This is a genomic window from Thermus tenuipuniceus (assembly GCF_002964845.1).
Lineage (GTDB): Bacteria > Deinococcota > Deinococci > Deinococcales > Thermaceae > Thermus > Thermus tenuipuniceus.
Genome location: NZ_PRDA01000003.1, coordinates 11,761 through 24,092, shown reverse-complemented (window position 1 = coordinate 24,092; position 12,332 = coordinate 11,761). Strand labels below are relative to the sequence as shown.

Annotated in this window: 12 protein-coding genes; 8 read left to right on the top strand and 4 right to left on the bottom strand. The window is 62.0% G+C overall.

All coding sequences use genetic code 11. The annotated features are described in order from the left end of the window. Window positions 1-139: 139 nt before the first annotated feature. The 8 genes from C2847_RS06185 (at window position 140) to C2847_RS06150 (ending at window position 6,886) form a co-directional block, all read left to right on the top strand. Window positions 140-889 carry a sugar phosphate isomerase/epimerase family protein gene (locus C2847_RS06185; protein ID WP_105317574.1) on the top strand — a complete coding sequence of 250 codons (750 nt, stop codon included), beginning with the start codon at window positions 140-142 and terminating at the stop codon, window positions 887-889. A 13-nt stretch (window positions 890-902) separates the two neighbouring features. Continuing rightward, window positions 903-1,811: a carbohydrate ABC transporter permease gene (locus C2847_RS06180; protein WP_105317573.1), complete on the top strand. Its 909-nt coding sequence runs from the start codon at window positions 903-905 to the stop codon at window positions 1,809-1,811. After that, complete coding sequence (locus tag C2847_RS06175; protein WP_105317572.1) at window positions 1,804-2,619, top strand: carbohydrate ABC transporter permease; 816 nt, start codon at window positions 1,804-1,806, stop codon at window positions 2,617-2,619. Before C2847_RS06180 ends, C2847_RS06175 begins: the two co-directional genes overlap by 8 nt. A gap of 11 nt (window positions 2,620-2,630) precedes the next feature. Then, complete coding sequence (locus C2847_RS06170; RefSeq protein ID WP_105317571.1) at window positions 2,631-3,953, top strand: ABC transporter substrate-binding protein; 1,323 nt, start codon at window positions 2,631-2,633, stop codon at window positions 3,951-3,953. An 88-nt stretch (window positions 3,954-4,041) separates the two neighbouring features. Beyond that, window positions 4,042-4,776 (top strand): 5'/3'-nucleotidase SurE, encoded by a 735-nt coding sequence (surE, locus tag C2847_RS06165; RefSeq protein ID WP_105317570.1) that lies wholly within the window; start codon window positions 4,042-4,044, stop codon window positions 4,774-4,776. Continuing rightward, window positions 4,769-5,536 (top strand): glycosyltransferase family 2 protein, encoded by a 768-nt coding sequence (locus C2847_RS06160; protein ID WP_105317569.1) that lies wholly within the window; start codon window positions 4,769-4,771, stop codon window positions 5,534-5,536. Before surE ends, C2847_RS06160 begins: the two co-directional genes overlap by 8 nt. A gap of 379 nt (window positions 5,537-5,915) precedes the next feature. Then, window positions 5,916-6,521, top strand: coding sequence for a family 4 glycosyl hydrolase (locus C2847_RS06155; RefSeq protein ID WP_105317568.1), 606 nt, complete (start codon window positions 5,916-5,918; stop codon window positions 6,519-6,521). A 71-nt stretch (window positions 6,522-6,592) separates the two neighbouring features. Continuing rightward, window positions 6,593-6,886 carry a hypothetical protein gene (locus tag C2847_RS06150; RefSeq protein ID WP_105317567.1) on the top strand — a complete coding sequence of 98 codons (294 nt, stop codon included), beginning with the start codon at window positions 6,593-6,595 and terminating at the stop codon, window positions 6,884-6,886. 22 nt (window positions 6,887-6,908) lie between these two features. Here the strand turns inward: C2847_RS06150 and C2847_RS06145 are convergent, their stop codons facing one another. The 4 genes from C2847_RS06145 to C2847_RS06130 are packed head-to-tail and all read right to left on the bottom strand — an operon-like array spanning window position 6,909 to window position 12,187. Further along, window positions 6,909-10,055: a type I restriction endonuclease subunit R gene (locus C2847_RS06145; RefSeq protein ID WP_105317566.1), complete on the bottom strand. Its 3,147-nt coding sequence runs from the start codon at window positions 10,053-10,055 to the stop codon at window positions 6,909-6,911. Then, the gene (locus C2847_RS06140) at window positions 10,052-10,294 is read right to left on the bottom strand and encodes a hypothetical protein (RefSeq protein WP_105317565.1); all 243 of its coding nucleotides are present in this window, start codon (window positions 10,292-10,294) and stop codon (window positions 10,052-10,054) included. Before C2847_RS06140 ends, C2847_RS06145 begins: the two co-directional genes overlap by 4 nt. After that, a complete protein-coding gene (locus tag C2847_RS06135; protein WP_105317564.1) occupies window positions 10,291-11,529 on the bottom strand; it encodes a restriction endonuclease subunit S in 1,239 nt (412 codons plus the stop codon). The genes C2847_RS06140 and C2847_RS06135 overlap by 4 nt, the downstream gene beginning before the upstream one ends. Then, window positions 11,519-12,187 (bottom strand): TIGR02391 family protein, encoded by a 669-nt coding sequence (locus tag C2847_RS06130; protein WP_105317563.1) that lies wholly within the window; start codon window positions 12,185-12,187, stop codon window positions 11,519-11,521. Before C2847_RS06130 ends, C2847_RS06135 begins: the two co-directional genes overlap by 11 nt. Window positions 12,188-12,332 lie beyond the last annotated feature (145 nt).

The following is a 12,332-nucleotide window of genomic DNA, read 5'->3' as shown; positions in this document are numbered from 1 at the left end:
TCAGCCCCTACCCAGCACCGGTAGCCGAGAGGGATCAAACGGCGGGAAACCCCTCACCCTCAAGCGCCATGGAAAGGGGGACGGTGGCAGCGAAAGGGACGCTGACCGCCCTCTGACCTAAGGGGCTTACGGTGAACCCATGGACCTGCGCATCGCCGTGGGCCTAGAGGAGGCTCTAAGGTTTTCGGCGCCCGAAGATCCCTGGCTGGGCCTCGAGGTCTACCTGGACCCCGCCTTCCTGGAGGAGGAGGCCCCCTTCGCCAAACTGGCCTCCAGCTACAAGGGGACTCTCTCCATTCACCTCCCCTTCTGGAACCTGGACCTGGTCTCCCCGGACCCGGAGGTGCGCAACTTCACCCTCAGGCGGCTTCTCCTGGGCCTGGACCGGGCAGCGGAGCTCGGGGCGGACCGGGCGGTCTTCCACTCGGGCATCCCCCACGGCCGCACCCTGGAGGAGGCCCTGGACCGGGCGGACCGGCTCATCCAGGCCCTGAAGCCGGTGGTGCGGCGGGCCGGGACCTTGGGGGTGGAGCTGGTCCTGGAGAACACCCACGAGCCGGAGCCCAGGGCCCTGGCACCCATCCTGGAGGCCTACCCCGAGGTGGGATTTTGCTTCGACGCCGCCCATGCCCGGGTTTTCAGCCGGGTGCCGGAACCGGGACCCTGGCTGGCCTTGGAGCCCGACCACCTGCACTTGAACGACACGGACGGCCTTTACGACCGGCACTGGAACCTGGGAACCGGGGTTCTCCAGCACCGGACCTGGCTTGGGCCCTACCTGGACCGCACCCTGGTCCTGGAGGTGGGGGTCGACCCGGCCCCCTCCATCGCCTTCCTAAGAAGCCTGCGGGAAAGTCTCCCTGACCGAGCCCTGACCGAAGGGGCCTAGCCTTATCCCGGACATGGACGCCACCCTCAGCCGGGCCCAGCGCCTCCGAAAACACCTGAGGGGCCAGGGGGAGGCTTTGGTCTTCCTGCTGCCCGCCTACGCCCTTTTCCTCCTCTTCCTGGTCCTGCCTCTCCTCGAGGCTCTTTGGCTCTCCCTTCACCAGGAGGATCTCTTCGGCCGGGGACGGGTCTGGACCGGGCTTGCCAACTACCAGAAGGCCCTGAGCCGCCCGGAGTTCTGGAAAAGCGCCTGGCTCACCCTGAAGTTCGCCCTGATCACCGCGCCCCTGGAGCTCCTTCTGGGGTTCCTGGCGGCCCTCTTGGTCTACCGGCCCTACCCGGGGGTGGCCCTCTTCCGCACCCTCTTCTTCCTCACCACGGCGATACCCACCGCGGTGGCGGCGGTGGCCTGGGGTTGGTTCCTGCATCCCGTGGGGGGCCTTGCCAACCGCCTCCTGGCCTCCTTGGGCCTGCCGCCCCAGCCCTGGCTCACCAGCCCGGAGCTGGCCCTGCCCACCCTGGCGGTGATCACCGCCTGGGCCGGGGTGGGCTTCACCGCGGTCCTCCTCACCGCAGGCCTGCAGAACATCCCTGCGGAGATCCTGGAGGCGGCGGAGGTGGACGGGGCTGGCCCCTGGACCCGCTTCTGGCGGATCACCCTGCCCCTCCTCTCCCCCACCCTCTTCCTGGTGGGCCTCCTGGTGGTGTTGAAGAGCCTCACCGCCTTTGGCCAGATCCACCTCCTCACCCGAGGGGGGCCGGCGGAAAGCTCCATGGTCTGGATCTACCGCGTGTACCAGGACGCCTTCTTCAACTTCCGGGTGCCCCTGGCCGCTGCCGAGGCCCTCCTGCTCTTCCTGGTGCTTTTGCTCATGGCGGCCTTGCAGTTCCGGCTTCTGGGCCGGAGGGTGCACTATGGGTAGGCGGCGAAGGCTCTGGCCCACCTACCTCCTGGCCGGGGGGTATGCCCTTCTCCTTCTCCTCCCCTTCCTCACCCTCCTCTCCGCAAGCCTCCGCCCGGAGGCGGACCTCTATGCCCCGGGCCTCCTCCCCCCGCGGCCCAGCCTCGAGGCCTACCAGGAGGCCCTCACCAGGTTCCCCCTGGGGCGGTTCCTCCTGAATAGCCTCCTGGTGTCCAGCCTCATTACCCTGGGCGTACTCACCACCAGCCTCCTGGCCGCCTACGCCCTCGCCCGGCTCCGCTTCCTTGGAAGGGAGGCCCTCTTCGGGCTGGCGGTGGCCCTCCTTCTGGTGCCGGGGGAAGTTACCTTCCTACCCCTTTACCTCCTGGTGGACCGCCTGGGCTGGCTGGACTCCTATCTGGCCCTCACGGTTCCCTTCCTGGCAAACCCCCTGGGGGTCTTTCTCCTCAGGCAGTTCCTCCGCACCATCCCCGAGGACTACTTCGATGCCGCCCGAATCGACGGGGCCAACCACTGGCAGATGCTCCGCCACGTGGCCCTACCCCTTTCGGCCCCCGCCCTGGGGGCCCTGGCCGCCCTCACCTTCATCGGGGCCTGGAACATGTACCTCTGGCCCCTGGTGGTGACCAAAAGCCGGGAGATGCAAACGGCCCAGATCGCCGTGAACTTCATCCTCAACGAGGAGGTAGCCCGCTGGAACGTGGTGGCGGCTGCGGCCATCCTGGTGCTCCTCCCCAGCCTTTTGGCCTTCCTGCTCGCCCAGCGGGCCTTTGTCCGGGGCATCGCCATGGGCGGGCTGAAGGGATAGGAGGTGTAGGTATGCGCATGTGGACGAGACGGGTTTGGGCACAGGCCATCCTAAGCACCCTGCTCCTTTTGGGCGGCGCTCAGGCCCAAAGGGTCACCCTGGAGTTCTGGCACTCCATGGGTGGGGTTTTGGGGGAAGCCACGGAAAAGCTGGTGCAGGACTTCAACAAAAGCCAGGACCGGATCCAGGTGAAAAGCCAGTACGTGGGCAGCTACGATGACGGCATCAACAAGCTTCTCGCCGTCTTGCGCGCGGGCCGGGGATACCCCCACGTGATCCAGGTCTACGACATCGGGGCCCGGATCATGGCGGACTCCGGGGCGATAGTGCCCCTCGAGGACCTGGCCCGGAAGAGCGGGTTTGACCTGGGCCGCTTCCTCCCCCAGCCCCGCAGCTACTACACCGTGGAGGGCAAGCTCTACGGACTTCCCTTTAACTCCTCGAACCCCATCCTCTACCTCAACATGGCCGCCTTCCAGGAGGGGGGGATTCCCTTCAAGCCCACCTGGAGCCTTAAGGACCTGGAGGAAGCCGCCCGCAAGCTCACCAAGAAGGACGCCCAGGGCCGCACCGTCCGCTACGGGCTTTCCATTCCCATCGACTCCTGGTTCGTGGAGCAGATCTCCTATAACTCCGGGGAATACTTCTGCAACAACGAGAACGGCCGGAAGGCCAAGGCCACCGCGGTTGCCTTTGACAACCCGGCCGCCGCGGCCTTCCTGGACATGTACGCCCGTTTGGTGCGGGAGGGGGTGGCCGCTAACACCGGGCGCAACTGGGCCGACTCGCAAAGCCTCTTCGCCCAGGGCCAGGCGGCCATCGCCGCCTACTCCACGGCCAGCCTCACGGGGGTGCTGCGGCAGGTGGGGAACCGCTTCCCCTTGCGCACCGCCTTCTACCCCTTCCTCCGGGAGCGGAATGGGGTAGCCATCGGGGGCGCTGCCCTTTACGTGCTGAAGGGCTTCCCCGAGGAACAAGTCCAGGCGGCCTGGGAGTTCGTGCGCTTCCTCCTGGAGCCGGAAACCCAGGCCCGCTGGCACCTGGCCACCGGTTACTTCCCCGTGGTGCGGGGCGTAACCGAGCTTCCCCAGGTACGCCAGGCCCACGTGAAGCAGCCCAACTACACCACGGCCATCCAGCAGCTAGCCACCAGCAAGGTTAACGCCTCCAGCGCCGGTTGCCTGATGGGGGCCTTCCCTGAAATACGCCAGTACGTGCAGACCGCCTGGGAGGAAACCCTGAAGGGGAAACCTGCCCTCGAGGCCCTTAGGGAGGCCAAGGCCCGGGCAGACCAGGCCCTGGAGCGCTACAACCGGGGCGTGGCCCAACCCTGATCCACCAGGCTCCTCCTTCCCGCTGGGGGTATCCCCAGCGGTTTTTGCCGTTGATCCTGAGCTGACAATGGCTCCTTAGGGTAGGGGCATGCGGATCCTGGTGACCAACGACGACGGCGTTTTCAGCCCAGGGCTCTGGGCGCTGGCCGAGGCCGCAAGCCGCTTTGGCGAGGTCTTCGTGGTGGCCCCCGACGTGGAGCAAAGCGGGGTTGGCCACGCCATCACCATCGCCCACCCCGTGCGGGCCTTCCCCCATCCCTCTCCCCTGCCCGCTCCCCACTTCCCCTCCTACCGGGTGCGGGGCACCCCCGCCGACTGCGTGGCCCTGGGGCTTCACCTCTTCGGGCCCGTGGATCTGGTCCTTTCCGGCATCAACCTGGGGAGCAACCTGGGCCACGAGATCTGGCACTCCGGCACCGTGGCCGCGGCCAAGCAGGGCCGCCTCTTCGGGATCCCCGCAGCTGCCTTCAGCACCCCTATGAACGGGAGCGGGCCGGACTTCGCTGCCTTGCGGCCCTGGGTGGAACGGGTGCTGGAGAACCTTCTCCGGCTGGAAAGGCCCTTTTTGGTCAACATCAACCTGCCTCACCGGCCCAGGGGGTTCCTCTGGACCCGGCAGTCCGTGCGGGCCTATGAGGGGGTGGTGGTGGAGGGGAAAGACCCCATGGGCAGGCCCCATTACTGGTTCGCCGCCAAACCCCTCAAGGAGGCGGAGGAGGGCACGGACCGCTGGGCGGTGGAGCAGGGGTTTATCGCCGCCACCCCCCTCAGGCTGGACCTCACTGATGAGGCCCGCCTCCAACCGGCCCTGGCCCATGATTAGCGTTCTCATCCCCACCCGGAGCCGGCCGGACTCCCTGCGCCAAGCCCTGGCTTCCCTGCTCCGGCAGACCTTTACCCGGTTTGAGGCGGTGGTGGTGGACGACGGGGAGGGCGAGGGGATGGAAGTGGTGGTAGGCCTGGCAGATCCGCGGCTCCGGGCCCTTCCCAACCCGGGACGGGGACAGGTGGAGGCCCGCATGCAGGCCCTGGCCCAAGCCCGGGGGGAGGTGGTTCTCTTCCTGGGCGACGACGACCTTCTCCTGGACCCCGCTTACCTGTACCGGGTATGGCGCATTCTGTCCAGGGAGGAGGCCCTGGTCTACGGGGAGGGGGTGCTGGACCTGGGCTCGTGGGAGATACCCTTCCGCCCCGGCGAGCCGGGGGATTGGATCCAGGTGGATAACCGCATCCTGGCCTCGGGCACGGCCCTTCCCCTCCGGCTTGTCAGGGAGCTCGGGGGCCTGGACCCGGAGGTGGGGGACTACTGGGATTGGGACCTCTGGCTCAGGGCCTATCGCAAGGGGGTTCCCTTCCGATACCTGAAGGGAAGAGGGGTGAGCATCGGGGTGCACGGCGCCAACCAAAGCCACGGCAACCGCCGGGATGAGCGCCGGTTCTTCCTGGAGCGATTTCGGCAGAAGCACGGGCTTCCACCCTTGCAGCTTAAGGACCACTTCGTACTGGCCCTGGAAGGCGGAGAGGAGGGAAGTGTACCAATGTTCACCTTAGGTCATACATCACCCACGGTAGGGCCAGTATGAACGAGCGCTTTTTGATTTCGGGCATCCCGTTTCTGGCCGCCGTAGAGGGAGGTATGGCGTAGAACCTGAGTTTGGGTGAGCACCTGGTGCTCCGGGGCTACACGGTAAAGGCCTTTGGCGGGTGGCCGTGACGGAAGGCCGTCGGATGAACGCCGAGGAGCCTGTGAAACTCACCCCCAATCCCACCTGGGAAACCCTCGTGAAGCGTTCCCTCTAGGGCCCCCTAAAGCCCTCCCCTACCCCAGGGCTGGGGTAGGGGTTTTGGCCTTAAGTTGCCCGTGCAGCTCTTAGGATTCCTTTAGCGCAGGGCCTGGGCAAACCCGGTGGCTATCTGGCGCACCAACCCCGGGTAGCTGGTGGCCTCCTCTCCTAAGTGTCCATGCATAGACTTTGCCCCACACCCCTTTCCAAGCGCTCCTGCAACTCCCTCAAAGCCCCCTCCACCGCCCTTCTCTGGGCCAGGGGGCTGCCCGCCATAGGGCTTTGCCACTCCATCCCCGAGACAGCCAAGACCCTGGCCCGCTACCTGGAGGTGCCCCCTGGGGAACTCGTCTACCATGCAGCGGGCGTCAACCACCTTTCCTGGTTCGTGGAACTACGGCGAGGCCTCGAGGACCTTTACCCCCGCCTTCGTACCCTAGCGGAAGGCCCACTCTGGGGGGAAGACCCGGTACGTTATGAGCTACTGCGCTATTTTGGGCTCTTTCTCTCAGAAACCAGCGCCCACGCCTCGGGGTACGTGCCTTACTTTCGCAAGAACCTGGAGGCGGTACGCCGCTACTTCGCACCAGGTAAGCCCGGGGATAGCGGCTACTACGCCAAGACGCACCCGGGGTTTGTGCGCCAAAGCGCGGCTTTTCTGGAGAAGGAAGCCCTCGAGGCACCCCTGGATAGGAGCGGGGAGTATGCCATACCCCTCCTCGAGGGGCTATTCCTGAATAAGGAAGCCACCAGCTCCTTCCCGGCGCCGTGGAGCTACGCGTGAAGGTCCGGGAGGGACAACTCTTCCCCCTGCCCACCCACCCTCCCCCCGGGCCTGCGGCGTCTTCCCGAAGGATGCAGGAGGTCCACAACCTGTATGTCCACAGGTACGTCCACGGCGACCCCGCCCTCCTCCCGCAAGCCTTGGCCCTGGACCCCTTGACCGGGGCGCTGCTAGAGCTAAAGGGAATAGAAAGGCTCTTCCGGGGCCTCGTAAAGCACCAAATCTCCCCTCTACCGGGGTTTCTTCACAGTAACGGCTCCCCGCGGGGATTCTACCACACGTTTGCTGTCCACGATGCTGCGCCCTTCTTCGGAGGGCGTGGAGGAGCCTATGTATCCCACGGGCTGAAAGTCGGGGGATTATAGCTCCCCACACCCCCTCTTTTCTCTAATCCTGGGAATCTACCCACACCGCTGACAAGGCCTCAGCCTGTTCCAAAACCGTCTTCACGGCTTTCTCCTGTTTATCTGGGGGATAACCATACTTGCGAAGAATCCGCTTGATAATAACTCGCATCTGAGCCCGTACGTTCTCCCGGATGGCCCAGTCTATGGAGACGCTTTGGCGCACCGCCTGGACCAGCTCTCGAGCAATGGTCCGCAGGGTTTCATCGCCTAACACTTTTACGGCGCTATCGTTGGTTTCCAAGGCATCATAAAAAGCGATCTCCTCCTCTGACAGCCCCAGCTTCTCTCCCCGGGCGTTGGCCTCCCGCATCTCCTTGGCTAGGGCAAGGAGTTCCTCGATCACCTGCGCCGCCTCGATCGCCCGGTTCTGGTACCGGCGAATTGTCCGCTCCAACATCTCAGCAAAGGAGCGGGCCTGAACAATGTTTTTTTGCCGAAGACGGTGAATCTCCCCTTTGAGCAAACGTTGGAAAACTTCTATAGCAAGGTTTTTATGGGGCATATCGCGAACTTCAGCTAAGAATTCATCAGATAGGATGGAAATATCGGGCTTCTTTAAACCAGCAGATGCAAATATGTCCGTGACCCCCTCGGGAACAATAGCCTTGGATACCAGTTGCCTAATGGCATTATCCAGTTCTTCCTCCGTGCGGGCTTCCTCGGGTATCCGCTTCACCAAGCTGGCCCGCACCGCCTGGAAAAAGGCTAAGTCGTCCCGTATGCGTAGCGCCTCCTCGTGGGGCACAGCCAGTGAAAAGGCTCGCGAAAGCTCGCGTACAGCCTGCAAGAATCGGTCCTTTCCGCTCTCTTGAGCAAGGATATGCTCCTGGGCAGCTGGTAATAGCGAGAGCCTCTTCTGAGGATTTCCGCCCTTCCACGCCGACCAGTCAAAGCCATAAAAGAGGTTACAACAAACCTCGAATTTTTCCTTCATAAGCACCACAGCCTCTTCCTGAGAAATGGCTGCTTGGCCCTTACCACCGCTATCTGCATAAGTGGCTAAAGCCTCTTTGAGTTCTTGAGCAAGCCCCAGGTAGTCCACCACTAAGCCACCCGGTTTGTCGCGGAAGACCCGGTTGACCCGTGCGATAGCCTGCATAAGGTTATGACCCCGCATGGGTTTGTCCAGGTACATGGTGTGCAGGCTTGGAACATCGAAACCAGTTAGCCACATGTCCCGGACAATAACCATCTTCAGAGGGTCGTTTGGGTCTCGGAACCGCTTTGCTAAAAGCTCGCGCCGGCGCTTGTCCCTAATGTGGGGTTGCCAGTCTAACGGGTCCGACGCCGAACCCGTCATAATGACCTTAATCTCTCCCCGGGCATCGTCATCATCATGCCATTGAGGGCGCAGTTTGGTTATTTCACGGTAGAGCTCTACACAAATGCGGCGGCTCATGCACACAACCATAGCTTTTCCTTCTAAAGCCTCTAACCGTTTCTCAAAGTGATCTATAATATCAGCAGCGACAAGCTTCAAACGTTTTTCCGATCCGACAATTGCTTCCAACTGGGCCCATTTGGTCTTGAGTCTCTCCTTACGCTCGACCTCTTCCCCTTCTGTGACTTCCTCAAACTCCGCATCGATCCTGGGTTTAAGCTCCTCTGGAAGGTCGAGCTTCGCTAGGCGGCTTTCGTAATAGATGGGTACCACAGCCCCATCCTCCACCGCACGTTGGACGTCGTAAATACTGATGTAATCACCAAAGACCGCGCGGGTGTTACGGTCAGCCAGCTCAATGGGAGTTCCCGTAAAAGCGATAAAGGAGGCGTTCGGCAAGGCGTCGCGCATGTGACGAGCGAAACCATCGATGAAGTCATACTGGCTGCGGTGAGCCTCGTCGGCGATGACAACGATGTTTCGCCGCTCCGAAAGCGTTGGGTACCGATCGCCTTTCTCTTCCGGCAAAAACTTCTGAATCGTGGTAAATATCACACCACCCGCTTGTATGGAGAGGAGTTCTCGCAGATGGGCCCGGCTCTCGGCTTGTACCGGCGGCTGGCGCAAGAGGTCCTGACATCGGGAGAAAGTGCTGAATAGCTGGTCATCGAGATCGTTGCGGTCGGTGAGGACGACGATGGTCGGGTTCTCCATCGCCGGCTCGCGGATGATGCAGCCGGCGTAAAAAACCATCGTCAGACTCTTGCCCGAGCCTTGGGTATGCCAGACCACGCCGATGCGCCGATCGCCGGGCTCGCCACCGGGCTTCCGTCCCGCCTCGTAGCGGCCGCCGGCTTCGGCCACGCGGTCGCCTCGTGCCAACTCTGCCGCCCGCAGCGTCTCTGCCACGGCCACCTGCACGGCGTGGAACTGGTGGTAGCCGGCCATCTTCTTGACCAGGCGGCCGCCGCCGTCGTCTTCGAACACGATGAAGTCGCGCACCAGATCGAGGAAGCGCCGCTTGTCAAAGATCCCCTTGATCACCACCTCCAATTGCGGCATGGTGGTGGGGGCGAGCGTTTCGCCGCTAATCGTATGCCAGGGCTTGAACCATTCCCGCCCGGCGGTAAGGGTCCCGAGGCGAGCTTCCAGGCCATCGGATACGACCAGAAGTTCGTTGAAGGCAAAGAGCGTGGGGAGCTCAGCCTTATAGGTCTGCAGTTGATTGAAGGCCGTCCAGATCGTGGCCTCTTCATCGGCAGGGTTCTTGAGTTCGATGATGGCCAGGGGCAGGCCATTCACGAAGAGGAGGATGTCCGGGCGGCGGGTATGGCGGCCCTCGCTGACGGTGAACTGGTTCACTGCCAGCCAATCGTTGTGGTCAGGGTCCTCAAAATCCAACACGCGAACCTGAGCGCCTGCAATGCGACCGTCCGGACGCCGGTATTCCACCGTGACTCCATCCACCAGCATCCGGTGGAAGGCTCGGTTCCGGGCCTCCAGCGTGGCCCCTTCCAGATGCGTCAGGCGGCGAAAGGCGTCCTCCAGCGCCTCATTGGGTAGGTCCGGATTGAGCTGCGCGAGCGCATCCCGCAGCCGTTGATTCAGCACCACCTCGCGATAGTCTTGCCGCTCGGCGAGGAGCTGATTTGGCGCAATGTCGGGGCCATGCGCGATCCGCCAGCCGATGGCCTCCAGCCAGGCGAGGGCGGCGGATTCGACGTCGGATTCGGTAAAGGCGGTCATACTGCACCCCTCTTGGCTTTTACGCCGCGCATCCGCCAGATCTCGTCGGCGCTCTCCTTCTTGAGACCTTCCTTGATTGCGTCGATCGCCCTCGGGGAGTAGCGCTTGAAGAAGGCGTGATCGAGCATGATGAGCACGCTACTGACGCGCCCGCGGTCGTGCGGCCGGTTGAAGAGCTCGATGGCGAGGACCAGGGAGTCCGTCGCCTTCTCCAGGAGCAGCTTTGCCTCGCGCTTCATAGCCCCCTCTCCTTTAAAAACCGTTCCGCATCCTTCACCCGCAACTCGCCGGAGATGAGCTTGGGCAGCAGCGCATACCGCAAGGCGGCGAGGGTCCGGGATTCGCGCTCGTTCTGGTATTGCCTGTCGAAGAGCGGCTTTACCAGTCGGTCGAACGCGTCCAACACGTCTGGCGGTGGAATTATCTGCAAGTTTGAGTAGACAAAGTTACGGTTTAGGCCGGGTACGGCGGAGTCGGCGGCGAGGGACGGAAGGTCATGATTGGCAAGGGCGTAGAAAAGAAAATAGAAGCTCCGGCATGTATCCTTCGGGACAACGTAAAACGTGGTATCGATGGCGAAAAAGTCGGTAGGCACCCAAGTCACAATCCCTGGGTTGCCCTTGCGGCCGACAATGATTCCTGGTCCAGTGGCCAGCGCCTCGTCATGCCAACCGACTTGGCCATTGGAGCCATAAACAGGTATGGTCCCTGCCCTGCGGTTGTCTTCCTTGAGTGCCCTGCCATAAGCAAGATCGAGTAGTTTACCCAGCGCCCCCACTCCCCACCCCTCCGGGATCTCGCCGAGTTCGGAGGGGACGAGGCGGGTGGGGAAGAGATCATAGAGGTGGGCGGGCAGGCCGGGCAGCGATTGGCCCTTGCGCCAGCGCCCTTCCATCTTGGCGCGCACGGGCTCGAAATCCACGAACCAAGCCTTGAAGATCGCCCGAGCCATCGCCTCCAGCGTCTCGCTCATGCGCCGATTCAGCTCGATCTTGTCGTCCAGCGTGCCGAGAATGTGGGCAATGGCGCGCTGCTCGGGGAGGGGAGGGACACGAACGTTGATGCGCTGTAGATCGCGCACTGTGACGTGACCCATCGTCGTTTTCTTGTCCTCCACATATCTTTGAAAAACCGGCAACTGATAGAGCAGCAGATAACGGACAAATCCCTGATCAAAGCCCGGTTTTGCCGTGACCTTGAAGATATGTTGGTTGAGCGCAGCTTTGGGACCGCGGTACGTGTAGACTCCAACCGAGCCTGACCACGCAAACAGAAGATCCCCCTCTTGGATCCAGTGCTCCTCCTCCACGAGCTCTGCGGGGATGCGATCCGTCTGATCAGTGATGCCCCGGTTTAGCTCGGCTATTTTAATCACGGCTACTCCGTCATCGCACAATTCAGAGGGTCTCGTAGCACGTCCATTGATATACTCCGCCACGTCCCAAAGAAAGACCTCTCGCCACTCACCCGCCATAGCCGTGCTCCTCCAGATTTTTAGGCGCAGTCGCTCGCTCTACTCGAATCATCATGTAATTAATAGTGATTAGCTGCTGCAGTGCTTCATAAGGTTCCAATTGAACTAGAGGATGAGTTTCAGCCTTATGCCCCTTGGGATTTCGAAATGCCTTAAAAATCCCCTCACATATCGCCGCCAGACCAGCCTGCTCATTCTTACCAGAGTCCTCATTCAGGAAGTCATTGAACCGTATCTTCAATTTCGAAGGATCAGAAATCTGCTTCATCGTTGCCTGGACAAGCTCTGCTTCGTTCTTGTCGTTTACACCAGAAACATTCTGTATCAACTCATTAAGAGCCTTGGTTGCCTCAAACACTGCCGCTACACACTTCTGATTTATAAAGTGGTCTCTCGCCACTTCTCGAATTCGCGGATGAAAAGGGAAATAATCAAAGAGAAGAGCCGGTTCTGGATGCTTCGTTTCAGCCACTAACGCCTCATACAACATTGCTATTTCTGGCTCTCTGAGAATTCTTTGCGTATCCAAAGCGTTCTCGGGCTCAAGCGCAATCCGTTCGGCAATGCTGCTAAAACGCTCCCAAGCCTGCTTTTTATCGCCCTGATACTTCTCCGCCCACCAGAGCAAACCGATAACATCCCATTCATCGGCAGGCACACCTTCTGGAGGTGTAACTTCCTCGCTCAACTCTCGAAGGGCCGCCCCAGGGCATAGCCGGCTTGGGAAAGCAGCGTCTGCAAGGAACCACTTAGCTGAACCGGTGGGTCCGGGGGTAACGGCTTGGGGATAAACGCGCGGTAGC